The sequence below is a fragment of the Amycolatopsis sp. MEPSY49 genome (genome assembly GCF_051337345.1).
GTDB lineage: Bacteria > Actinomycetota > Actinomycetes > Mycobacteriales > Pseudonocardiaceae > Amycolatopsis.
On sequence record NZ_JBDLYJ010000012.1, the window covers coordinates 56,722 to 80,005 of the forward strand.

Annotated in this window: 22 protein-coding genes; 8 read left to right on the plus strand and 14 right to left on the minus strand. The window is 71.3% G+C overall.

Annotated elements, in window-relative coordinates; genetic code table 11:
* The first annotated feature begins 48 nt into the window (after positions 1 to 48).
* On the plus strand, positions 49 to 1,191 hold the full coding sequence (locus ABFJ78_RS38535; protein ID WP_436392383.1) for an epoxide hydrolase family protein: 1,143 nt from the start codon (positions 49 to 51) through the stop codon (positions 1,189 to 1,191).
* Here the strand turns inward: ABFJ78_RS38535 and ABFJ78_RS38540 are convergent.
* Both ABFJ78_RS38540 and ABFJ78_RS38545 read right to left on the minus strand, forming a co-directional pair.
* On the minus strand, positions 1,188 to 1,688 hold the full coding sequence (locus tag ABFJ78_RS38540) for a TetR/AcrR family transcriptional regulator (protein WP_436392384.1): 501 nt from the start codon (positions 1,686 to 1,688) through the stop codon (positions 1,188 to 1,190). The genes ABFJ78_RS38535 and ABFJ78_RS38540 overlap by 4 nt on opposite strands.
* Positions 1,621 to 2,274, minus strand: coding sequence for an N-acetyltransferase family protein (locus tag ABFJ78_RS38545; RefSeq protein WP_436392385.1), 654 nt, complete (start codon positions 2,272 to 2,274; stop codon positions 1,621 to 1,623). The genes ABFJ78_RS38540 and ABFJ78_RS38545 overlap by 68 nt, the downstream gene beginning before the upstream one ends.
* 257 nt (positions 2,275 to 2,531) lie before the next feature.
* On the opposite strand from ABFJ78_RS38545, the gene rox reads away from it, so the two are divergent.
* The 3 genes from rox to ABFJ78_RS38560 all read left to right on the plus strand — a co-directional run bounded on the left by rox (position 2,532) and on the right by ABFJ78_RS38560 (position 7,371).
* Positions 2,532 to 3,959: a rifampin monooxygenase gene (gene rox, locus ABFJ78_RS38550; protein ID WP_436392386.1), complete on the plus strand. Its 1,428-nt coding sequence runs from the start codon at positions 2,532 to 2,534 to the stop codon at positions 3,957 to 3,959.
* Positions 3,960 to 3,988: 29 nt separating this feature from the next.
* Positions 3,989 to 6,145 (plus strand): RNA polymerase recycling motor ATPase HelR, encoded by a 2,157-nt coding sequence (helR, locus tag ABFJ78_RS38555; protein ID WP_436392387.1) that lies wholly within the window; start codon positions 3,989 to 3,991, stop codon positions 6,143 to 6,145.
* Positions 6,146 to 6,771: 626 nt separating this feature from the next.
* Complete coding sequence (locus tag ABFJ78_RS38560) at positions 6,772 to 7,371, plus strand: hypothetical protein (protein WP_436392388.1); 600 nt, start codon at positions 6,772 to 6,774, stop codon at positions 7,369 to 7,371.
* Positions 7,372 to 7,527: 156 nt separating this feature from the next.
* Here ABFJ78_RS38560 and groL read toward each other — a convergent pair whose 3' ends face one another.
* The 9 genes from groL to ABFJ78_RS38605 all read right to left on the minus strand — a co-directional run bounded on the left by groL (position 7,528) and on the right by ABFJ78_RS38605 (position 16,889).
* Positions 7,528 to 9,219: a chaperonin GroEL gene (gene groL / locus ABFJ78_RS38565; protein WP_086674768.1), complete on the minus strand. Its 1,692-nt coding sequence runs from the start codon at positions 9,217 to 9,219 to the stop codon at positions 7,528 to 7,530.
* An 11-nt stretch (positions 9,220 to 9,230) separates the two neighbouring features.
* Complete coding sequence (locus ABFJ78_RS38570; RefSeq protein WP_436392389.1) at positions 9,231 to 10,256, minus strand: NAD(P)-dependent alcohol dehydrogenase; 1,026 nt, start codon at positions 10,254 to 10,256, stop codon at positions 9,231 to 9,233.
* Positions 10,253 to 10,951: an iron-sulfur cluster assembly protein gene (locus ABFJ78_RS38575; protein ID WP_436392390.1), complete on the minus strand. Its 699-nt coding sequence runs from the start codon at positions 10,949 to 10,951 to the stop codon at positions 10,253 to 10,255. The genes ABFJ78_RS38570 and ABFJ78_RS38575 overlap by 4 nt, the downstream gene beginning before the upstream one ends.
* Positions 10,948 to 11,985 carry an amidohydrolase family protein gene (locus tag ABFJ78_RS38580; protein WP_436392391.1) on the minus strand — a complete coding sequence of 346 codons (1,038 nt, stop codon included), beginning with the start codon at positions 11,983 to 11,985 and terminating at the stop codon, positions 10,948 to 10,950. The genes ABFJ78_RS38575 and ABFJ78_RS38580 overlap by 4 nt, the downstream gene beginning before the upstream one ends.
* A gap of 40 nt (positions 11,986 to 12,025) precedes the next feature.
* A complete protein-coding gene (gene mimD, locus ABFJ78_RS38585; RefSeq protein ID WP_436392392.1) occupies positions 12,026 to 12,397 on the minus strand; it encodes a propane 2-monooxygenase effector subunit MimD in 372 nt (123 codons plus the stop codon).
* A complete protein-coding gene (locus tag ABFJ78_RS38590) occupies positions 12,394 to 13,563 on the minus strand; it encodes a toluene hydroxylase (RefSeq protein ID WP_372664670.1) in 1,170 nt (389 codons plus the stop codon). The genes mimD and ABFJ78_RS38590 overlap by 4 nt, the downstream gene beginning before the upstream one ends.
* Positions 13,564 to 13,571: 8 nt before the next feature.
* On the minus strand, positions 13,572 to 14,600 hold the full coding sequence (locus ABFJ78_RS38595) for an NADH:ubiquinone reductase (Na(+)-transporting) subunit F (protein WP_436392393.1): 1,029 nt from the start codon (positions 14,598 to 14,600) through the stop codon (positions 13,572 to 13,574).
* A 280-nt stretch (positions 14,601 to 14,880) separates the two neighbouring features.
* A complete protein-coding gene (locus tag ABFJ78_RS38600; protein WP_400906012.1) occupies positions 14,881 to 16,533 on the minus strand; it encodes a methane monooxygenase in 1,653 nt (550 codons plus the stop codon).
* Positions 16,534 to 16,640: 107 nt separating this feature from the next.
* Positions 16,641 to 16,889, minus strand: a complete 249-nt coding sequence (locus tag ABFJ78_RS38605) for a hypothetical protein (protein ID WP_436392394.1) — start codon at positions 16,887 to 16,889, stop codon at positions 16,641 to 16,643.
* A gap of 167 nt (positions 16,890 to 17,056) precedes the next feature.
* Between ABFJ78_RS38605 and ABFJ78_RS38610 the strand changes: the two genes are divergently transcribed.
* On the plus strand, positions 17,057 to 18,859 hold the full coding sequence (locus ABFJ78_RS38610) for a sigma-54-dependent Fis family transcriptional regulator (protein WP_436392395.1): 1,803 nt from the start codon (positions 17,057 to 17,059) through the stop codon (positions 18,857 to 18,859).
* A 10-nt stretch (positions 18,860 to 18,869) separates the two neighbouring features.
* Positions 18,870 to 19,385 (plus strand): GNAT family N-acetyltransferase, encoded by a 516-nt coding sequence (locus ABFJ78_RS38615; protein WP_436392396.1) that lies wholly within the window; start codon positions 18,870 to 18,872, stop codon positions 19,383 to 19,385.
* Here the strand turns inward: ABFJ78_RS38615 and ABFJ78_RS38620 are convergent.
* Positions 19,355 to 20,509, minus strand: a complete 1,155-nt coding sequence (locus ABFJ78_RS38620) for an FAD-dependent monooxygenase (protein ID WP_436392397.1) — start codon at positions 20,507 to 20,509, stop codon at positions 19,355 to 19,357. The genes ABFJ78_RS38615 and ABFJ78_RS38620 overlap by 31 nt on opposite strands.
* 93 nt (positions 20,510 to 20,602) lie before the next feature.
* Here ABFJ78_RS38620 and ABFJ78_RS38625 point away from each other — a divergent pair, with 93 nt between their 5' ends.
* Positions 20,603 to 21,166, plus strand: a complete 564-nt coding sequence (locus ABFJ78_RS38625) for a TetR family transcriptional regulator (RefSeq protein ID WP_436392398.1) — start codon at positions 20,603 to 20,605, stop codon at positions 21,164 to 21,166.
* Here the strand turns inward: ABFJ78_RS38625 and ABFJ78_RS38630 are convergent.
* Positions 21,148 to 21,549, minus strand: a complete 402-nt coding sequence (locus tag ABFJ78_RS38630; protein WP_436392399.1) for an ectoine synthase — start codon at positions 21,547 to 21,549, stop codon at positions 21,148 to 21,150. The genes ABFJ78_RS38625 and ABFJ78_RS38630 overlap by 19 nt on opposite strands.
* A 71-nt stretch (positions 21,550 to 21,620) precedes the next feature.
* Here ABFJ78_RS38630 and ABFJ78_RS38635 point away from each other — a divergent pair, with 71 nt between their 5' ends.
* Positions 21,621 to 22,541, plus strand: a complete 921-nt coding sequence (locus tag ABFJ78_RS38635; protein ID WP_436392400.1) for a GlxA family transcriptional regulator — start codon at positions 21,621 to 21,623, stop codon at positions 22,539 to 22,541.
* 1 nt (position 22,542) lies between these two features.
* Here ABFJ78_RS38635 and ABFJ78_RS38640 read toward each other — a convergent pair whose 3' ends face one another.
* Entirely contained in the window at positions 22,543 to 23,247 is a 705-nt protein-coding gene (locus tag ABFJ78_RS38640) for a DUF4142 domain-containing protein (RefSeq protein WP_436392401.1), read from the minus strand.
* Between the last annotated feature and the right edge of the window lie 37 nt (positions 23,248 to 23,284).

Here is a 23,284-nt window from a genome sequence, read left to right on the forward strand (position 1 = left end):
CACCCGTCTAGGACCGATCCTGTCCTACATGAGCGGAACGGTGGCCCCATGGATCCCTTCCGCATCGACGTCCCGCAGGCCGACCTCGACGAGCTGCGCCACCGCCTCGCCCGCACGCGGTGGCCGGGCGAACTGCCCGGCGCCGGCTGGGACTACGGCGTCAGCGAGCCCTACCTCGCCGAGCTCGTCGAGTACTGGCAGACCGGCTACGACTGGCGCGTCCACGAGGCCCGGCTCAACGCGTTCCCGCAGTTCACCACCACCATCGACGGCCAGCGCGTGCACTTCCTGCACGTCCGCTCCCCCGAACCGGACGCCACGCCGCTGATCCTCACCCACGGCTGGCCGAGCACCGTCGCCGACTTCGCCGGCGTGATCGGCCCGCTCACCGATCCGCGCGCACACGGCGGTGACCCCGCCGACGCGTTCCACGTCGTCGCCCCCTCGGTGCCCGGCTTCGCCTTCTCCGGTCCGACGCGTGACCGCGGCTGGAACACCCGGCGGACGGCCCGGGCGTGGGCCGAACTGATGCGACGGCTCGGCTACGAGCGCTACGGCGCCCAGGGCGGCGACTTCGGCAGCATCGTCTCGCCCGAGCTGGGCCGGACCGCGCCGGAGGCGGTGCTCGGCGTGCACGTGAACGCTGTCGCCAACGCCGGCGTCCCGACCGCGCCCGGTGACCTCGAGCGACTGTCCGAAGAGGACCGGAAACGCGCGGTCGAGAACCAGGCCTGGTGGTACGGCCATTCCGGCTACGCCACCCAGATGGCCACCCGGCCGCAGACGCTCGCCTACGCCCTCAACGACTCCCCCGCCGGCCAGCTGGCGTGGAACCTCGAATGGTTCGTCGGCTGGGACCCCGCCGCGACGACCCAGACGCCGGTGGACCGCGACGCCGTTCTCACCGACGTGACGATCTTCTGGCTCACCGGTACCGCCGGCTCGGCGGCGCGCCTCTACCTGGAGGCGGGCCAGGACGGCTGGGGCGAGCGGCCGGCGCCGTCGGGCGTGCCGACGGCGGTGGCGAACTTCCGCGGCGACCACGCGATCCGCGGGCTCGCGGCGCTGTCGAACACCATCACGCGCTGGACCGAGTACGACACCGGCGGGCACTTCGCGTCCCTGCAGGCGCCCGACGTCCTGGTCGCGGACATCCGGGAGTTCTTCCGCGACCTCCAGGACGGTCGCTAGGACACGGCCCCGTCGAGCAGCGGCCGCAGCTCGGCGACCACCGTGTCGAGCGGCGCGACGTCCTGGTGCGCCCGCGCCAGGACGATCGCGCCCTCCAGCGCGCTGAGCATCAGCACCGCCAGCGACGTGCTGCGGGCCGCCGGCACACCGAGTTCCTGCAGCGTCGACGCGACCGGGCGCTGCCAGCCCTCGAACGCCTTGCCGACCGCTTCGCGCAGGCTGTCGCTGGTGGCCGCGGTGTCGGCGACCGTCGCGACCAGCGGGCAGCCGCCGTCGAACCCCTGCGCCGCGAACTCGTCGCGCCACTGCGCGGCCATCGCCTCGAAGAGCTTGCCCGGCGTCGGCTCCGCGATCTTCGCCGCGACGCGCGCGACGCGCCGGGCCGCGTAGTCCCCCGCCCACGCGACGGCTTCGGCGATCAGCTGCTCCTTACCGCCCGGGAAGTAGTGCTGCAGGGACCCCCGCGGGGCCTCGGCGTGCGCGACCACGTCCCGCATGCCGGTCGCCCCGACGCCCTGGATCCGCACCAGCTGAGCGGCGCTCAGCACCATCCGCTCGCGGGGTGTCCGCGTCATCCGCCGCCTCCTTCATGACGTCCGTCATGGTAGCCCAGTCCGGGACGACGAGCGCGAAGTCCCGCTCGCCGCGTTCGTAGGACGGCACCGGCCGGAACCCTTGGCGCAGCAGCAAAGCCTCGGCGCCGGCATTGCCCGCGCGCACGGTGGCCCGCACGGTCCAGCCCGGCCACCGCCCGGACGCCCACAGCCACCGGGCGAGCGCGCTGCCGATCCCCTGCCGCTGCCAGGGATCGGCGACGAGGATCCCGATCTCGGCTTCGCCCGGGGTCTCCGCGGCGAAGTTGAGCAGCCCCACGGGCACCCCGTCGCGCAGGGCCAGCAGCGCGGGCGTCCCGGCGAGCAGGAAGCGCCGGTAGCGCCGGAAGACCTCGGCCGGTCGCGCCGGGCCGCCCATCAGGAACCGCAGCCGGAGGCTTTCCGGCGAGCAGGCCGCGACGAGCGCGGCGACGCGGTCCCGGTCCGCCGGGTGGTCACCCAGCTCCCGGATTTCTATGACAGCTGTCATAGTCCCATGAGAGCACAATGCGACCGGAAGCACACTATGACCGCCGTCATAGATCAGCCGGCCGCACGGAAACGGAACCTGGTATCAAGGCTTGGATCTGGGAAGTCGTCCCGGAGACGGGAGGGAGGAAAACCACTCCCCTCCATGTCTAACGTATAGCGCACCCCCGGGCTTGCGGCAAGACCCCCGTTGTGCCGCACAATTCTCAGCCGTTGCCACAACCTGCGGAAACGCGGGTGATCCAAGGGGGTCTTTTTTTGTTCGACGTGATCATCGCCGGCGGCGGCCCGACCGGCGTGATGCTGGCGGCGGAGCTGCGGCTGCACGGCGTCGGCGTGCTGGTGCTGGAGCGGGACGCCGAGCCGACGAAGGCCGTCCGCTCGCTCGGGCTGCACGCGCGCAGCATCGAAGTGATGGACCAGCGGGGGCTGCTGGAACGGTTCCTCGAGCTGGGCACGAAGTACCCGGTCGGGGGTTTCTTCGCCGGTATCCCGAAGCCGTCGCCGGAGAAGCTGGACACAGCGCACGGCTACACGCTCGGCATCCACCAGCCGGTCATCGACCGTCTGCTGACCGAGCACGCTCTCGAGCTCGGCGCCGAGATCCGGCGCTGCCGCGAGGTGACCGGGCTGAGCCAGGACGACGACGGCGTGACGGTCGAGCTGGCCGACGGCACCCGGGAACGCGGCCGGTTCCTCGTCGGCTGCGACGGCGGGCGCAGCACCGTCCGCAAGCTGCTCGGCGTCGGTTTCCCCGGCGAGCCCAGCCGGATCGAGACACTGCTGGGCGAGGTGGAGGTGGGCGTCTCGCGGGAAGAGATCGACACCGCGAACGTCGAGGTCCGCAAGACCGAGAAGCGGTTCGGCTTCATGCCGGTGGAAGGCGGCACCTACCGGGTCGGCGTCCCCGCCGACGGCGTCGCGGAGGACCGCCGGACGCCGCCGACGCTGGACGAGCTGAAGGAGCAGCTGCGCAAGACCGCCGGCACCGACTTCGGCGTCCACTCGCCGCGCTGGCTCTCGCGCTTCGGCGACGCGACCCGGCAGGCGGAGCGCTACCGGGTGGGCCGGGTGCTGCTGGCGGGCGACGCGGCGCACGTCCACCCGCCGGTCGGCGGGCAGGGGCTCAACCTCGGCGTCCAGGACGCGTTCAACCTCGGCTGGAAGCTGGCGGCCGAAGTGAACGGCTGGGCGCCGAAGGGCTTGCTGGACACCTACGAAGCCGAGCGGCACCCGGTGGCCGAGGAGGTGCTGAACAACACCCGCGCCCAGATGGAGCTGCTCCTGCTGGAGCCCGGGCCGCAGGCGGCGCGGCGGCTGCTGACCGAGCTGATGGACTTCGACGAGGTCAACCGGTACCTCACCGAGAAGATCATCGCCATCGGCATCCGCTACGACTTCGGTCCCGGGCCCGCCCTGCTGGGCCGGCGGCTGCGGGACGTCGGCCTGAAGCAGGGCCGGCTGTACGGGCTGATGCACGCGGGCCGCGGGCTGCTGCTCGACCAGACCGGCCGGCTTTCGGCGGCCGGCTGGGAGGACCGCGTCGACCACGTCGTCGACGTCAGCGAGGAACTGGACGTGCCGGCGGTGCTGCTGCGGCCCGACGGCCACGTCGTCTGGGCCGGCGAGGACGAGGACGGGCTGCCCGGCGCGCTGCGGAAGTGGTTCGGCACGCCCACCGCCTGAAAGCCGTCGCGGGACAACGAAGAGGGAATGTGACACAGGGGTACGAAGAAGAACTGCGGTCCGAACGCGACCACGTCGCCGGGCTGTACGCGCGGCTCGACGCCGAGCGCGCGCGGGTCAAGGCCGAGTACGAGGCCGCCCTGGGCGGCAACGGCGTCGGCGCCATGGAACGGGACGTCAGCGTGCGCGCGCTCGGCCGGCAGGTGAAGCGGCTGGACGTCGTCGACAACGGGCTCTGCTTCGGGCGGCTGGACGCCGTCTCGGGCGAGCGGACTTACATCGGGCGCGTCGGCCTGTTCGACGAAGAGGACGAGTACCGGCCGGTGCTGCTCGACTGGCGGGCGCCCGCGGCGCGCCCGTTCTACACGGCCACCGGCGCGAACCCGGAGGACATGCGGCGGCGGCGCCAGTTCCACACGCGCGGCCGGCGGGTACTGGGCTTCACCGACGAGGATCTCGGCCGGCCCGGCGGGGACGCGCAGGGGGACGCGGCCCTGCTCGCGGCGGTCAACGCGCCGCGCGGCGAGGGCATGCGCGACATCGTCGCGACGATCCAGGCCGAGCAGGACGAGATCATCCGGCTCGACCACCCGGGCGTGCTGGTGATCGAGGGCGGGCCGGGCACCGGGAAGACGGTCGTGGCGCTGCACCGGGTCGCGTACCTGCTGTACACGCAGCGGGAGCGGATGGAACGCCACGGCGCGCTGGTCGTCGGGCCGAACCCGGCGTTCCTGAACCACATCGGCCGCGTCCTCCCGTCGCTGGGCGAGACCGACGTCGTGTTCACGACCACCGGCGACCTCGTCCCGGGCCTGCACGTCACCGCCGAAGACACCCCGGAAGCCGCGCGGCTGAAAGGATCCCTGGAAATCCTCGACGTGCTGAAGGCGGCGGTCGCCGACCGGCAGCGGCTGCCCGCCGAACCGCTGCCGATCGTGCTCAAGGACGTCACCGTGCGGATCGACGCCGAGACCGCGGAGTGGGCCCGGCAGGAGGCGCGCGACAGCGGGCTGCCGCACAACGAGGCCCGGGCGGTGTTCACCGAGATCGTCACGTACGTGCTCACCGAACGCGCGATCGGCCGGATCGGCCGCGGCTGGCTCAGCCGCGACGACAAGGACGAGTGGGAAAGTATGCGGAAGGGGCTGCTGGCCGACCTCGCCGGCGACGCGAAGTTCGGCGCGGCGATCGACTCGCTGTGGCCGATCCTGACGCCGGCGGAGCTGCTGTCCTCGCTGTACACCTCGGTTCCCGCGGACTCGCCGCTGTTCCGCGTCGAGGGTTCCTCGTGGACGGTTTCGGACGTGCCGCTGCTCGACGAGCTGGTCGACCTGCTGGGCCACGACAAGACGGCGGAGAAGACGGCCGCCGCGGCGGAAGCGCGACGACGGAAGGCCGAGGCCGAATACGCCGAAGGCGTCTTCCAGACGATGAAGCTGGACCGGGAGGAGATGGACGAGGACGTCATGCTGTCGGCGGAAAACCTGCTCTACGCCGAGGATCTGGCCGAGCGGTTCGTCGAGGCCGACACGCGCACACTGGTCGAGCGGGCGTCGGCGGACCGGGACTGGACCTACCGGCACGTCGTCGTCGACGAGGCGCAGGAACTGTCCGAAATGGACTGGCGGGTGCTGATGCGGCGCTGCCCGGGCCGGTCGTTCACGGTGGTGGGCGACCTTGCCCAGCGCCGTTCGGCGGCCGGCGCGCGGTCGTGGGGTCCGATGCTGGCGCCGTACGTGGCCGACCGCTGGGTCTACCGCTCGCTGACGGTCAACTACCGCACGCCGGCGGAGATCATGGCGGTCGCGGCGGCGGTGCTGGCGGACTTCGCCCCGGACGTCCGGCCGCCGGAGTCGGTCCGGGCGTGCGGGGTCCCGCCGTGGTCCCGGCGGGTGACCGCGGACGAGCTCCCGGCGGCGGTCGAGGAGTTCGTCCGCGAGGAAGCCGGCCGTCCCGGGACGAGCGTGGTGATCGGGCCGCCGGGGGTGCCGGGCGCGGTGCTCGCGTCGGAGACGAAGGGGCTGGAGTTCGACGCGGTCCTGGTGGTGGACCCGGCGGCGATCCTCGCCGACAGCGCGGCGGACCTGTACGTGGCGTTGACCCGGGCGACGCAGCGGCTGGGCGTGCTGCACGAAGGAGCGTTGCCGCCGGCGCTGAGCGGGCTCGCGGAGGTCGTGCGGAGCTAGCCACGGTTCGCCGGCAGGGAGCGCGGGTACGTCACGGGCGCCCGCGCTCCCCCACCGCGAAAGGCGTTCCGAGCCGACCGGCCACCGCCGCCGCCGAACGGAGGCCGTCCGGAGCCGGCCCACGGCTCCGAGCCGAAGCTGTCCTTCCCGAGCCGAGCGGGCTCGCGGAGGTCGTGCGGAGCTAGCCACGGTTCGCCGGCAGGGAGCGCGGGTACGTCACGGGCGCCCGCGCTCCCCCACCGCGAAAGGCGTTCCGAGCCGACCGGCCACCGCCGCCGCCGAACGGAGGCCGTCCGGAGCCGGCCCACGGCTCCGAGCCGAAGCTGTCCTTCCCGAGCCGAGCGGGCTCGCGGAGGTCGTGCGGAGCTAGCCACGGTTCGCCGGCAGGGAGCGCGGGTACGTCACGGGCGCCCGCGCTCCCCCACCGCGAAAGGCGTTCCGAGCCGACCGGCCACCGCCGCCGCCGAACGGAGGCCGTCCGGAGCCGGCCCACGGCTCCGAGCCGAAGCTGTCCTTCCCGAGCCGAGCGGGCTCGCGGAGGTCGTGCGGAGCTAGCCACGGTTCGCCGGCAGGGAGCGCGGGTACGTCACGGGCGCCCGCGCTCCCCCACCGCGAAAGGCGTTCCGATGCAGTTCTACGCCGAACGGCCGATCCGCCGCACCGCCCAGCTCGTCAGCGATCTTCTCGCCCTGCTGCTCGTGATCTTCGCGGTCTGGCTGGCGACGTCGGTGTACGACGAGGTGATGAAGCTGCGCGCCCCCGGGGACGGGCTCGTCGACGCCGGCACCGGGCTGCGGGGGACGTTCGACTCGGCGGCGAACTCGGCGGGCGGGCTCCCGCTCGTCGGCGACGCGCTGGCGAAAGCGCTCCACGGTGGTTCGGACGCCGGCACCAAGCTGGTGAACGCCGGCCACTGGCAGATCGAGGCCGTGGAGAGCCTCGCGTGGTGGATGGCGGCGATCATCGTCGCGCTGCCGGTGGTGACGTTGGTGGCGACGTGGCTGCCGCTGCGCTGGCAGTTCACGCGCCGCGCTTCGGCGGCCGCCCGGTTGCGCGCGCTCGGGGACGAGGGGATGGACCTGCTGGCGCTGCGGGCGCTGACGACCCAGCCCTTGCGGCGGCTGACGTCGGCCGGCGACGTCGCGACGGGCTGGCGGCAGCGGGACCGGGACGTCATCGAGGAGCTGGCCGGGCGGGAGCTGGCCCGCCACGGCCTGGTGACGTGACCGGCGAAACGACGTGAATGACTCATTCCTGTCGCCTGGTGACAGGAATGAGTCATTCACGTCATGGGCCCACCGCGCCGGTGGGACCGCGCGACGGCGAAGGTCCCCTCACCGGAGCTCAGGACACCGGCGAGAGGACCTCCCATCCCCGTGGGCTCAGCCCACGGAGGGGCCCATCCCGAGGGACTGCGGCGTGCTCGCGTCGGGCGAGGGCTGGTGCAGCCCTTCGTCCAGCGGGCCGAACTCCGTCATCAGCGCCGCGCTGCCGCCCCACGGGGTCTGCTCCTCGGCGATCAGCGAGTTGGTCGTCAGCAGCAGGCCCGCCACCGACGCCCCGTTCTGCACCGCCGACCGGCACACCCGCAGCGGGTCGACCACGCCGAGCGCGATCATGTCGCCGTAGCGGTCGTGCAGGGCGTCGAAGCCCTCGTCGTCGCCCAGCTCCCTGGTCCGCGCGACGATCTCGTGCGCCGGGTGGCCCGCGTTGTGGGCGATGAGGAACGCCGGTTCGGCCAGCGCCCGCCGGACGATCTCGACGCCGATCGCCTGGTCGCCTTCGAGTCCCAAGCCCTCCAAGGCCTTTTCCGCGTGTAGGAGCGCCGCTCCCCCGCCGGCCACGATGCCCTCGGCCATCGCCGCCCGGGTCGCCGACAGCGCGTCCTCGACCCGGTGCTGCAGCTCCTTCAGCTCCGCCGGGGTGGCCGCGCCGACCCGGACCACCGCGACCTTGCCGGTGAGCGCGCCGATCCGCTCGGTGAGGACGTCCTCGTCGACGCCGAACTGCGCGCGCTCCAGCTCCGCCCGCAGCTGGCCCACCCGGAAGTCCACGGCGGAGGACGACCCCGCGCCGCCGACGATCGTCGTGCGGTTCTCGGTGACCCGGACCTGCTTGGCCCGGCCGAGGTGCTCCAGCGTCATCGTCTCCATCGTGAACCCGGACTGCCGCGAGAGCACCGCGCCGCCGACGATCGCGGCGAGGTCCTCCAGCTTGTGCAGCCGCCGGTCGCCGAAGCCGGGCGCGCGGATCGCGACCGACTGGAACGTGCCGTTCATGTGGTTGTGCACCAGCATGGACAGCGCCGTGCCCTCGACCGTCTCGCCGATGACGACCAGCGGCCTCGGCGCGCGCATCACCTTGTCCAGCAACGGCATCAGCTGCTGCACCTTGGTGATCTTCTCCGCGCACATCAGGATGTAGGGGTCGTCGAGCACCGCCTCCAGCCGGCCCGGGTCGGTGACCAGGTACGGCGAGAGGTAGCCGTTGTCGAACTCGAACCCTTCGACGAAGTCGACGCTCATCCCGATCGACGGCGACTCCTCGACCGTCACCACGCCGCCGTCGCCGACGGTGTGCAGGGCCTTGGCGATGACGGCGCCGACCGTGTCGTCGTCGTTCGCGGAGATCGCCGCGACCCGCGCGTAGTCCTGTTCGGACACCACCGGGTGCGCCTGCTTCTCCAGGTGCGCCACCAGCAGCCCGACGGCGTGGTCGATCCCGCGCTTCACCAGCACCGGGTTGCCGCCGCCCGCGATCGCCCGCATGCCTTCGTGGACGATCGCCTGAGCCAGCACGGTGGCCGTGGTGGTGCCGTCGCCGACGACGTCGTTGGTCTTGATCGCCGCTTCCTTGACCAGCTGCGCGCCCATGTTCTCGAACTGGTTCTTCAGGTGGATCTCGCGCGCGATGGTGACGCCGTCGTTGGTGACCACCGGCGAACCGGTGATCTTTTCGATGATCACGTTGCGGCCCTTGGGGCCGAGGGTGGACTTGACCGCTTCGGCCAGCTTGTCGACGCCCGCCAGCAGCAGGTCGCGGGCGTCCGAGCCGAACCGCAGTTCCTTCGCCATGTTTCCTGCTCCTAGGGGGTGAGGATGGCCCGACCGCGCACGCGACCGGCGTCGAGGTCGGCCAGTGCGTCGAGAGCCGCGTCCAGCGGGTACTTCTTCGTGTGGAGCGTGACCTTCCCGGCCTGGGCGAGCACCATCAGCTCCACCAGGTCGTTGTACGTGCCGACCAGGTTGCCGATCACGTTGCGCTCGGTGGAGATGAGGTCGATGGTCGGGATGTCGATGTTGCTGCCGTAGCCGATCACGAAGTGCGACCCGGCCCGCCGGGTCATCGCGAACGCGTCCTGCTGGGCGCCCTGCTCGGCGACGAAGTCGAGCACGACCTCCGCGCCGTTGCCGCCGGTCAGGTCGAGCACGGCGTCGACCTGCTTGCCGTCGGCCAGCACCGTGTCGTCGGCGCCCAAGGTCGACGCCAGATCGAGCGCGTCGGCGTTGCGGTCGACCACGATCACGCGAGCGGCCGTCAACGCGCGAAGCGACTGGATGCCGATGTGCCCGAGGCCGCCGGCGCCGTTGACGACGCAGGTGGTGCCCGGGTACAGCAGCGGGACGGCCTTGCGCACCGCGTGGTAGGCGGTGATGCCGGCGTCGGCGAGCGCCGCCACGTCCTGCGGCTGGGTCGCCGGGTCGAGCTTGATGCACGCCCGCGCCGACGTCAGCAGGTACTCCGCCATCCCGCCGTCGGAATCGATGCCCGGGAAGCTCCCGTTCGGACAGTGCATGTCGTCGCCGGCACGGCAGGCGTGGCACAGCCCGCACGTCGGCGTCGGGTGCAGGATCACCGTGTCGCCGACCTCGACGTTGGTCACCGCCGGGCCGACCTCGTGCACCCAGCCCGCGTTCTCGTGGCCGATCGTGTACGGCAGCGCGACGCCGGACTTCTCGGCCCACTGCTCCTCGATGATGTGCAGGTCGGTGCGGCACACGCCGGCGCCGCCGATCTTGACCACGACGTCGAAGGGCCCGGTGGCGCGCGGCTCCGGCACCTCTTCGATCACCGGTTGCTGGTGGTACTTCTGCAGCCGCACGGCCTTCATCCCGTGCCCTCCTCTTCCGGTGTCAGCGCGTACCGCGCGCGCAGCATGCCGCGGCACACGCCGGAGTTGGCCTCCATGCTCGTGCGGGTCAGCCGGGCGAACGCCAGGTGGCGCTTCGCGTCGGCCGGGGCCACCGCTCGCCCGGTCGCCGGGTCGAGCAGCAGCGGGTCGCCGTCCTCGGCGGGCAGGCCGAGCTCGCGGCGGCGGGCGCGTAGCCGGTCGAGGTCCGGGCTCGGCGGGACTTCACCGAGGATCATCGACGTCGGATCACGTCCGGCCAGGGACCGGCAGACGCGGTCGGTACCGGCCAGGACGGCCTTGCGGACGAAGTCGTACCGCAGCGTGTCGAGCTCGTCGGCGGCTTCGCCCTCGAACGAGGCGACGAACCCCTGCCGCGCCGCCACCCCGCGGTTGATGACGTCGGACGCGAAGTGGTCGTCGAGCCGGATGTCGAGCCCGGTCAGGCCCGGCACGCCCGCCACGGCGTCGTAGGCGTCGGCGACCATCAGGAACGCGAAGTTGGGCGCGCAGAAGTACGTCGGCAACCGCAGCCGGATGACGGCGTCGCCCGCGTCGTCCACTTCGCAGCGGGCGACGAACCCGAGGTCGGTGAGGGGTTCGTCCAGTTCGGGATCGCGGACGGTGCCCAGCGCCGCCCACACGGCGGCGCGGGCACCGAGCACCAGGGTGGTCATGAGTTCGGCACGCCGACCGGCTCGACGTTCTCCGGGTTCGCGAGCTTCAGCTCCTCCGGGACGTCGATGTCGTACAGGCGCGCGGCGTTCAACCCGAGGATCTTCTTCTTCTGGTCGACGGTCAGCGGCGCGAAGTCCGACAGCTCCTCGTCACCCGGCATGTTCCAGTCGACGAAACCTTCGACCTGCCACTTGGGTTCCCAGATAGCGTAGTCCGCGCCGAAGATCAGCTTGTCCTCGCCGAGCCAGAACATCAGCTCGCCCATGACCTTCGCGAAGAACTTCGGCCGGGCGTGCATCAGGCCGCCGACCACGACGGCCAGCCCCGCGTAGACGTTCCGCTCCTGGGTGGCCATGAAGCAGAAGTCCTCGATGCGCGGCAGGCCGACGTGCTCGACGATGAAGTTGAGGCCCTGGAAGTTCGTCGCCACGTGGTCCACATCGGACACGTCGAAGGCGTCCTTGTCGAGCGGCCAGATCGTCGGTCCCTTGTGGATGTGGATGTTCTTGACGCCCAGCTCCTCGCACTTTTCCAGGTACCGCGCGGCTTCCGGGTCCTTCAGGCTCCAGCCGCGGGAGTCCCCGCGCCATTCGGCCGTGTAGAGCTTGACGCCCTTGCAGCCGTAGCGCTTGACGCGGTCTTCGAACGCCTTCATGCCTTCGTCGCCTTCACGCGGGTCGAAGGTGGTGTTGACGAGGAACTTGCCGGGGTGCTTCTCGGCCAGCGCCGCGTCGGCTTCGGTCGTGTTGAATCCGTTCTTGTACCACTGCCGCAGGTTGGTCGGCTGGAAGATGGCCGTGTCGACGTGCCCGACCTCGAACAGGTCGTGCATCATCAGTTCCTCGGAGTACTTCTGGAACCGGTCGATCGGCCAGTGCGTCTCCTGCGGGCCGAGCCCCTGGTAGGCGTGGAAGCACTCGATCCAGCCCTTGGCGTATTCCTCCTGGCCCTTGACCCAGTTGTCCGGGCTCGCGTCCCAGAAGTGGGTGTGGGCGTCCACCACGAAATACTTTTCGCCGTCTTTTTCGTACATGGTTGATCCTCCTGAGCGGGATCGAGTGCTTCCTGGGGAATTACTTGAGGGGCTTCAGGTCGAAGTCGAGGTACTCGGCCGCGTCCTCGGGGTTGGCGAACATGATCGTGCGGTCGTCTTCGTGGATCATCCGCCCGTAGTGGGTGGACATGCTCTCCTCGAACTCGGCCGCGTTGAACCAGCCCTCCTCCTCGCCGGCGGCCTCGTCGACCTCGGCGTAGACGACGTCGGTCCGGCCGACCGCGTCGACCCGGATCATCGAGGGCAGCGGCGTCACCGTCACGTTGTCCTTGGTGGCCATGACCTCCGCGATGATCGCGCCGACCTGGTTGTTCATCAGGGTGAACCCGCACATGTTGGACGCGGTGTTGTCCGCCTTGAACGGGCTTTCCGCGGTTTTGAAGACAGTCACTGGCCCAGCTCCTCGGGTGCCTTGAGGCCCAATTCGGACAGGATTCCGGCGAACCGGCTCTTCACGCGGTCGAGACCGTCCTCGAACCGGATCGGCTTGGCGTCGGGCTGCGACCACAGCGGCTGCAGCGCCCGGGCGGCGGCGATGCTCTTCGGCACCCACTCCTGGAGCCACTTCTGCAGCAGCCCGCGGTTGTGGTCGGCGAACTCCTTGTCGTTGACCAGCAGGTCGAACATCGGCTTCGTGTAGCGGAGGTCGCGTTCGGAGAAGTCGAACTCCTCGGCGCCGATCAGCGTCGGGGTGACGAAGTCGCCGTTGGCCGGCGCGGCCTGCTGCACGAGGTTGCTGCGGAACAGCTCGCCGACGAGGGGCTCGAAGACGATGTTGGCGGCGAAGATCGCCTCGCCCCAGTCCCAGATCCCGGTCAGCTGCTCGGCGGTCTCCCGCACGCCCTGCCAGGCCGGGTCCTCGTTCCAGGTCGAGAGGTGCGCCGTGCCGTCGAAGCCCTCGATCTCCTCGGTCAGCGTGAGGTTGTACAGCGCCAGGTCCTGGGCCGCGCGGATCCGGTGCATGCTGTTCACCGAGATCGCGTTGTTGTGCATGTTCGTCGGCGCGCGGCGGTTGGCGTTGGCGAACAGGTAGAGGCCGAGGCCGTGGTCGACGTGCATCCACGCGCCGACGTGCTTGGCGACGAACTCGACCCAGTTGCGGTTCCACTGCTCGAACGCCTTGGCCTGGCGCGCGGCGTCGATGTTCTGGTTGAGCTGGCGCACGACGTTCGCGTTGTACCGGTAGAGCGTGAGCTCCCACTCCTCGTTGGGGTCGCGGAACTCGTGCCAGCCGTGGGCCGGCCAGTCGTAGCCCTTGCCGCCGGAGCCGGGGCCGCGTTCGGGCACCGGGCGGTCCGAGCCCCACGCCTTCAGCGCGGTCCACTCCAGCGGGTACCCGGCCTTGCCGTCGGCGAAGGCGTAGAGCCAGCCCTGGGACAGGTAGTGCCGCGGGTCGGGCTGCACCTCGACGGTGACGTCTTCGTAGTGGCTCTGCTTGCGCTTGGCCGGGGTGAAGTAGTTGTACTGGCGGGCAGTGGAGTCCGGGAAGACCTTCGCGCCCGCTTCGGCGTCGGTGAACGCCGGCTTCGGCACGCTGCGTTCGGAGGTGGCTGTCATGGGTTTCCTTACCCTTCGCCCGTGGTGGTGAACTTGTCGTAGAAGACGCGCTTGTCGGCGACGCCGAGCGCGGGCAGCAGTTCCAGCGCGGCTTCCACCATCGGCGGCGGCCCGCAGACGTAGGCGTCGGCTCCGGTCAGGTTCAGGCCGGCCCGGCGCAGGACGTCGGTGATCAGGCCGGTCTCGCCGTCCCAGCCGTCGTCGCCCGGCTCGGAAAGCGCTGGTACGTAACGGAAGCTCGGAAGCTTCTCCTCCAGCTCCCGCAGCTCCGCCTCGAAGCAGAGGTCGTGGCGGCGGCGGGCGCCGTAGTAGAAGACCGCCTTCCGGTCGAGGCCGCGCTCGGCCATGGACCGCAGCAGCGCCAGGATGGGCGCCATCCCGGCGCCGCCGCCGACGAAGACCAGGTCCGCGCCCGGGTTGTCCCGGAGGGTGAACACCCCGAACGGGCCGGTCACCCGGAGCCGGTCGCCGACCGCGACTTGCGCGTCCAGGAACCGGGAGAACAACCCGTCGGGGTAGATCTTGATGACGAACTCCAGCAGCCCGTCGCGCGCCGAGGTGTTGGCCATCGAGAACGACCGCGTCTCCTCGGTGCCCGGGATCGCGAAGTCCAGGTACTGCCCGGGGAAGAACTTCAGTTCCTCGTCGAGCCGCACCACCAGGTGCCGGAGGTCGTGCGTGACGTTCTCGTTCGAGACGACCTCGACGGTCGCCTCCTGGATCGGCAGCCCGGACTGGATCATCTCCTCGTCGTAGTTGAGCAGCTCGATCGTGAGGTCCTCGTAGGCGTGGGCCCGGCACAGCAGCGTGAAGCCTTCCTCCTTTTCGTAGTCGGGGAGCGCGAAGGTCGAGTAGCGGTCGTGTTCGACGTCGTCGCCGTCGAGGATGAACGACTTGCACGCCGCGCACTGCCCCTCCTTGCAACCGTGCATGAGCATGACGCCCTGCTCGGCGGCGGCGCGCAGGATCGTGGTGTCCTCGTCGACGTCGATTTCGATCCCGACCGGCTCGAACCGGACGCGGTGCTTTTCCGCCATGCCAGCCCCAATCCGGCACTTTCACGTGAAAGTGCCCACCTGGGGGCCGCACTTTCACCTGAAAGTGCGGCCCGTCCCGTCTCGTCCGGCCGGCGGGGGCGCCGGGCGCCCGGCCCCGCAGCAGGCCTGACGAGACGGGAAGGGCCGCACTTTCGCGGGAAAGGGCGGCCCTTCCCGGCTCGTCAGGCCTGCGGCGGCGCCGGGCGCCCGGCCCCGCAGCAGGCCTGACGAGACGGGAAGGGCCGCACTTTCACGTGAAAGTGCGGCCCTTCCCGTCTCGTCAGGCCTGCTGCGGCGCCGGGCGCCCGGCCGGGCCCTGGCGGTTGTAGTCGGCCACGAAGGCGGCGCGCTGCTCGTCGGTCATCTGGTTCAGCAGCACGTTCGGCGACTGCACCTCGGGCATCCGGCGCAGGTGGTCGAGCGTCCACATCTTCTTCGGGTCGAGGTTCAGGTGCGGCTGCGCGACCATGGTCTTGCCGTCGTCGCGGACGAAGCCCATGTCGGAGACGACGTCGGCCCAGTTCCAGCCGTGGTAGAGCGTCTCCCACTCGCGGGCGCCGACCAGCTGGCCCATGTTCGGGGTGTTGCGGCCCTGGTAGGTGGGCCGGAACGCCTCGGCGTCGGTCCAGCGGCACGTTTCCGAGCAGTACGTGCGGTGCTGGCCGTCGACCTCGTCGACCACCATGTCCTCGCGGATGAGGCACGGCACCATGCAGGTCCAGCAGCGGTGCGGGTACACGTAGTCGACGTCTTCGGCGACGATCGGGTGGTGCCCGTTCGGCGTCGCGAGGCGGGCGTAGTTCTCCCACCACTTGCCGTACTTGTCGTACCAGCCCGGGTACTTGTACTCGAACCACTCGAAGTCTTCGTCGGTCATCGGGTCGATGCGCCAGTAGTTGGCGAGCCACCCGGTGGCGAAGAACTGCGCGACCTCGTGGACGTAGCCCTTGTTCCAGATCCGGTTCCAGGCTTCTTCGATGAGGTCGTGCGGGATGACGAGCCCGTACTTCTCGAGCGGGACCAAATACGAACGGTAGTAGTCGTCGTAGATCCAGCGGCGCCACATCTCCGCGTAGCTTTCGCGGTCCTTGCGGCGGTCCTTGGTGCCGTACTCGATGAACGTGCCGATCGCGGCGTCGACGACGGCGTGGTTGTTCCACCACGCGTACCGCAGGTCGCGTTCGAGCAGCTGGTGGTTGCTCTCGTCCGACAACGCCATCAGCAGCGTCGCGTACCCGTTGCTGATGTGGCGGGACTCGTCGGACTGCACCGAGTGGAACACCGTGGGCAGCAGGTAGTCGCCGTTCGCGGCGGCCTCCGCCGGCATGGCGACGAACAGCGTGTTCGTGAACGCCGTTTCGGCGACGATGGTGAGGTAGATGCTCGCCGCGGTGATGGCGTCCCCGGTGATGAAGCCTTCGGCGAACTGGCGGCCGATGGTGCCGCAGTAGTCGTTCTGGAAGTTGCGCAGGCTCGAGTTGAAGCCCGCCGGGTCGATGTAGTTCTGCATGTACAGGCGCTTGAGGTTCTGCTGGATCGTCGAGTGCCGGACCTCGTCGATCATCTGGATCGCCTGGCCGTTGTGCAGTTCCGGGTTCGGGACCGTGCGGAACAGCAGCGGCATCGCCCGCGCGGCCGAGATCTCGGGCAGCGGGATGATCGACAGGAACAGCTTCTGCCACTCCAGCCAGCGCTCCTGCACCTGGCGGAACATGTTGCCGCGGATCGCGCCGTCCTCGGCGCCGTAGACCCGGTGGTCCTTCTCCTCCTGCATCGGGAAGTACGAGCGGAGGACCTGCTTCAACGGGTCCTTCTTCTTGGCCTTCTGGAACGTGTAGTCGGTCCCGTAGTGCGAAACCGGGGTGTGGTACGCCGGCTCCCACGACAGTTCCTGGATCTTCTGGTGGGCTTTCGCCACACTCTGGCGACTCATGGATCAACTCCTTGTCGGTCGCTCGCCGTCGGGGCGGACGTCCTGCGTTGACCATTGAAGGGGCGTGGCGGAGTGACGCGGGTCTCAATCTGAGACAGAACCGCTGCTCAGGGCGTTCCGCCCGGGCCGAGCATCCGGGCGCGCAGCTCGGCGAGCTCGCTGTGGACGCTCGTGCGCACGCGCGCGTCCCCCTCGACGGTCGGGGTGATCCCGAGCGCGCGCAGCAACGCCGCGGCCGGCTCGCCCGGGTGACCCTCTTCACCGAACGTCGGGTGCAGCCCCTGTTCGGCCAGATGCGTGAAAACCAGGTTGACGATCGTCCACGGGTTGTACGTCTCCGCGGCATCGGCGGCCATGGGCACTCCTCCTGGTCAGCGGTGGGTCGTGCCTCCATCGGACCGCCGGGGGCGCCGCCCGGCCGTCTCAATTTGAGACACCGCGCGCCGCGCGCCGGATCTAGGCTGAACGGGCGGCACAACGGGTGTGCCCGCACCCACGTGGACCGCGGGAAGCTGGAGGTCACGTGGACGAGATGGCGCCCGGAACCCTGCTCGCCGACGACGAGCTCGCCCGGACCCGGGTGCGTTTCCTGACGGCCGAACCGGTGCCGCCGGGCACGGTCCGGCAGACGATCCTGGCCTCCTGGCGGCGTTCGCGGGAGTTCCGGGTGGAGGCCGACCGGATCGACCCCCGCTACTTCGGCGACCAGAACCTCGACATCCCGCTCATGCGCGGTGCCGAACCGGTGCTGGACAAGCTGGGCGAGCAGTTCGACGGCCAGCCGATCAGCCTGATCCTCACCGACGCCAGCGGGGTCGTGCTCACCCAGCGGACCGGCGACGCCGACCTGAAGCGGCACCTCGAACGCGTCGAGCTGGTGCCCGGGTTCAGCTACGGCGAGCAGTCCGTCGGGACCAACGGCATCGGCACCGCGCTCGAGGACGGCCGCGCGACCACGGTGTTCGGGCACGAGCACTACGCCGAGCACCTGGAGAACCTGGCCTGCGCGGGCGTGCCGATCCACCACCCGATCTCCGGCAAGAAGATCGGGGCCGTCGACCTCACCTGCTGGTACAAGGACGCGGGCGGCCTGCTGATCGCGCTGGCGCGGTCGACGGCCGAGCAGATCCGGCAAGCGCTGCTGCGCCACAGCGACCTGCGGGAGATGATCCTCTTCCAGGCCTACCTGCAGACCTGCCGCCGGTGGACGGGCATCGTGCTGGCGTTCAACGAGGACATCGTGATGATGAACGACCGGGCGCGGCAGCTGCTCGACCCGGCCGACCAGTCGGTGCTGCTGAGCCACGGCACCGCTGCGCTCACCGACGGGCGCCGGACCTCGGCGACGCTCGCGCTGTCCAGCGGCCTGCGCGTCCGCGTGTTCTGCCGCCGCGTCCCGGGCCAGCGGGAGACCGACACCGCGGGCGGCGTGCTGTCGGTGAAGCTGATCGAGGCCGAAGAGGCCCTCGCGGTGCCGTCGACGCCGATGCTGCCGATGTACCTGCCGGGCGTGGTCGGCTCGGCGCCGCTGTGGCTGCGCTGCGGGCACGAGCTCGACACGGGCCACCAGCGCGACGAGTGGGTCGCGCTCGAAGGCGAGGCGGGGACCGGCAAGCTGACCCTGGCGAAGGGCCTGCACCAGCGGCACCACCCGGCGGCGAGGCTGCTGACCGTGGACGCCGCAGTGGCGAGCGGCACGGACTGGGCCGCTCTGCTGCGTGAACACGCCGAAGCCCCGATCCGCACGCTGGTCGTCCGCCACGCCGACCGGCTCGCGACGCCGGCGGCGAACGCGCTGGCCACGACGTTGCGGGAGCTGCGCGAGCGGGCCGACGCGCCGTGGGTGGTGCTCACGCTCGTGCCGGAGGCGGAGACGAAGCCGGCGCTGGCCGAGCTGCTGAAGTCGTTCCCGCGGACGGTGCGGGTGCCGCCGCTGCGCCACCACGTCGAGGACCTGGCGGAGCTGGTCCCGCTGGTGCTGAGCAAGCTCGGCTACGGCGGGCGGCTGACGTGCTCGGCCGCGGCGCTGCACCTGCTGATGCGGGCGGAGTGGCCGGGCAACACCGGGCAGCTCTACCAGGTGCTGCGGGCGGTGGCCCAGCGCCGCCGAGCGGGCACGATCCGCCCGGGCGACCTCCCGGCGGAGTTCCACACCGTCGGGCGGCGGCCGCTGAACCGGTTCGAGTCGATCGAGCGCGACGCGATCGTGAAGTGCCTCGAAGACGCGGACGGCAACAAGGTCCGGGCGGCGAAGCTGCTGGGCATCTCCCGGGCGACGATCTACCGCAAGATCCACGAGTACGGGATCGTGCCGCCGGCCCGCTAGGTTGACGGGTGTGAGTTGGCCACCTGCCCCGATCGAGACCGAGCGGCTCGTGCTGCGCGAGTCCGAAGCCCGTGACCGGCCGGCGTACGTCGAACTGTTCGCCTCGCCGGAGGTGGGTACGTACATCGGCGGGTCCCGGCCACGCGCCGAGGTCGAGGCCGCGGTGCCCGAGCTGCCAGGACGGCGGTTCGGGTCCTTCGTGGTGGACCTCGACGGCGCGATGATCGGCATGGTCACCCTCGACCCCCGTGCGGACGGGGAGACCGAGATCGGTTACCTGTTCCTTCCCTCGGCGTGGGGGCACGGGTACGCCGCCGAGGCGTGCGCGGCGGCCCTCGCGTGGTTCGCTTCGGCACGGCCTGGGGAGCCGGTGGCGCTGCGCACCCAGACCGCCAACGTCGCCTCGATGCGGCTCGCGGCGAAGCTGGGGTTCACCGAGGTGAAGCGGTACGAGGACTACGGCGCGGAGCAGTGGCTCGGCCGGTGGTCGCCCGGTCAGCGGGCGGCCAGCTCGGCCAGCTGGTAAGCCAGCTTCGCGCGCATCGGCGGCAACGAGAACACCGTCTTCAGCACCGTGTTGCGCAGCAGCCGCGCCGGGCGGGGCCGCAGCGTCGCCATCCGGGTCATCCGATCGGTGAACGCCACCACCTCCGTCGCCACCGGGCGCCTCGTCGCTTCGTAGGTGTCCAGCACCGCGTCCGGCTCGCCGGCGGCCACCCGGACCAGCAGCCGGCCGAGCGCGACGGCGTCCTGGATACCCGTGTTCATGCCCTGCCCGCCGGCCGGGCTGTGCACGTGCGCCGCGTCGCCGGCCAGCAGGACGCGGCCCGCGCGGTAGTGGTCGGCCACCCGGTGGTGGACGCGGAACCGCGAGCTCCACACCACTTCGGTGACCCGCGAGCGCGCGCCCTCCGGGCCTCGCGTGTCCACAATGGACTGGATCTCGGCGACGCCGGGGTGCTCGGGCGCCTCGGCGACCGTCGCGACGACGCGGTAGTGGTCATCACCGCCGGGCAGCGGGGCCACCACCGTCACGCCCTCCGGGGACAGGTGCAGGCTGACCTCCTCGCGGTCCAGCGGCCAGTTCATCCGGACGTCGGCCAGCACGAACGACTCGGCGTACGTGGCGCCGGTGAACCCGATGCCCGCCTGCTCGCGCACGGTGCTGTGCATGCCGTCGGCGCCGACCACGTACTTCGCGCGCACGGTGCCGCCGGTCGTCTCGACCGTGACGCCCGTGTCGTCCCCGGCGATCGACGTGACCTCGTACGGGCGGTGCACGTCGGCGCCCGCTTCGCGCAGCCGCGCCAGCAACACGGCTTCGGTCCGGTCCTGCGGGACCATCAGCGTGTACGGGTAGGCGGTCGGCAGCCCGCCGAAGGGCACCTTGGCCAGCACCGTCGCGCCGTCGCGGACGGTGAACGTCGGGACGACGACGCCCAGGTCCTTCAGCCGCCCGGTGACGCCGAGCTCGGCCAGCACCTCCAGGGTCCGGGCGTGCACCACGCAGGCCCGGGAGGTGTTCGCGCCCTCGGCCTGGCAGTCGAGCAGCAGGAAGTCGACGCCGGCTTCGGCGAGGACGATCGCGGTGGCGAGGCCGGCGGGACCGGCGCCGGCGATCAGGACGTCGGTACGGGCGGGCAGGGTCATGACGGCTCCTCCAAGTTTGCCAACAACTGTTGGCATCCACGGTAGGCACGGCCGCGCTGGCTTGTCAACAAGTGTTGGCCTACACTTGTTGACATGACCGAGCCACTCCGCCGATCCGACGCCACCCGGGCGGCCATCCTCGACGCCGCGCGCCGCCGGTTCGCCGCCGACGGTTTCCGCCGCGCGACGATCCGCTCGATCGCCGCCGACGCGGACATCGACCCGTCGATGGTGATGCGCTACTACGGCAGCAAGGACGGCCTGTTCGCGGCGGCGGTGGACGTCGAGCTCGACCTCCCGGACCTGGCCGCGGCCGATCCGGGCACCGTCGGCGCCCTGCTGACCCGGCAGTTCCTCGCGCTGTGGGAGCGGCCGCCGACCGACGAGATCCTGCTGACGCTGCTGCGCACGGCGGTCGCCGACGACGCCGTGGTCGAGAAGATGCGCGAGGTGTTCGCCGGCCAGGTCACCCCCGCCGTCCTGCGGTTCGGCGACCCGGCCGACGCGCCCCGGCGCGCCGGGCTGGTGGTGAGCCAGCTGCTCGGGCTGGCGCTGACGCGGTACGTCCTGCGCCTGCCGCCGGTGGTCGCGCTGACCCCGGCGGAGGTCGTCGAGGAGGTCGGCCCGACCGTCCAGCGCTACCTCGCGGGATCCTGAGCGGCCGGCGGCGGGAAGGCGCCGCGCTCGTCGTGGACCTCCCGGCCGGTGAGGGGCGGGTCGAACACGCAGACCGCGCGGAACTCGGTGTGGGTGCGCAGGGTGTGCCGCTGGTGGGCGTCGGCTAGATACAGCACGCCGGGTTCGAGGCGGTGCACCGCGCCGGTCTCGTGGTCCGTCACTTCGCCCCGGCCCTCGAGGACGTAGACGGCTTCCACGTGGTGGGCGTACCACATCTCGATCTCGGCGCCCGCCCGCACGACCGTGTCGTTCACCGAAAAGCCGGCCCCGTCCGCCGCGAGCACCAGGCGGCGGCTGGCCCACTCCGGTCCCGTCACCTCGCGGCCGGTGCCGATGACATCGTTCAGCGCATGGATGATCATGGATCCGATCCTGTCCGCGGGGCCGCGTTCGCGGAACCGGCGTGACCGCCCCGGACCGCTAAGATCGCGCCATGCCGTCCGCGTCCCCCGGCAGCCGCCACACCGTCGCGGCGCCGGCGTTCGACGGGATCGCTTCCTTCGAGCTCGGCGCGGTGGTCGAGGTGTTCGGGTCGCCGGCCGCCGCGCCCCGGTACGACCTGCGGGTCTGCTCGCCGTCGCACCAGGACGTCCTGGCGGCCGCCGACACCGTGGTCGTCACCGCCGTGCCGGACGCCCGGGCCGAAGTGCCTCCCGAACTCGTGGCCGCGCTGCGGGACGCCCACGCGCGGGGCGCCCGGGTCGTGTCGATCTGCTCGGGCGTCTTCGCGCTCGCCGCGGCCGGGCTCCTCGACGGCCGCGAAGCGACGACCCATTGGCAGTACACGGACCTCCTGCGGGAGTCGTATCCGCGGATCCGCGTCCGGCCCGGCGTGCTGTACGTCGACGGCGGCGACGTCCTCACCGGCGCCGGCAACGCCGCCGCGCTCGACCTGTGCCTGCACCTGGTGCGCCGGGACCACGGCGCCCGGGTCGCCGGTGCGATCGCCCGGCACCTCGTCGGCCCGCCGCACCGGGAGGGCGACCAGGCCCAGGTCGTGGCCGCCGCCGTGCCCGAGGCGGCCGGCGGCGACGGCGTGTCCCGCGCGATGGCCTGGGCCCTGGCGCACCTGGCCGAGCCGATCACCGTCGCCGGCCTGGCCGCCCAGGCCCACCTCGCCCCGCGCACCTTCCTGCGGCACTTCCACCGGCGGACCGGGACCAGCCCGCTGCGCTGGGTCGTCGCCCAGCGGATCACGGCCAGCCTGCCGCTGCTCGAGCGCGGCGCGCAGTCGGTCGAGCAGGTCGGCGCGGCCGTCGGCCTGGACCACCCCGCGACCTTCCGGTACCACTTCACCCGCGTCATGGGGACGTCGCCGTCGGCCTACCGCCGCACGTTCCGCACGACCGCCTGAGTCACTTGGGCGGGTTCACCGCGGCGGCGACCTCGGCGATGGTCTCCGGGTCGACCAGCCCGGTGTCCTCCAGGACGTTCATGTGGTCGAGGACGGTCTGGTTCGCCTGCGTCGCGTGCCGCCGGATGACGTCGTTCTGCGTGCCCGCGCGGACTTCCGCGATGGTCGCGAAGATCTTGCCGTGCGACGCGCGCAGCAGGTTGACGAACAGCTTGTCGAACTGGAGGCCCTGAGCGGCGATCAGCTGGCGGACCCAGCCCTGCTGCTCGGCGCTGGCCTGGTCGGGCAGCGTCACGCCGAGCATCTTCGCGTCCTCGCGGACGAGCTGGTCCAGGTGCGAGTGCCCGTCGAGCAGGTGCAGCCCGGCGCGCTTCACGGCGTCGCTGCTGGCGTGCGTCTGGGCGAGCGTGCCCGCGGGCATCTCCCACAGCCCGGCCTGGCGGACCTTCACCAGGAACGTCTTGTCCAGCTCGGTGACCGGCCCGGCGCCGGCGATTTCGGCCGCGGCTTGAGCGGCAGAGCCCATTTGCATGCCCGCCATGTCGTGCCCGTACGCCGGGACCTGCGCCTGCGTCGAACCGGGTGCGGTCTGGGCGCTCGCTTTCAGCACCATGACCGAGCCCACGGCGACCACGGCGAGCGTGGCCACGACGACCAGCACGGTCCGAGCCCTGGCCTTGGCCGTCATGCCACGGTGATCCGGCATCGTTCCTCCTCCTGGCGACAAGTGCCTGCACGGGGTA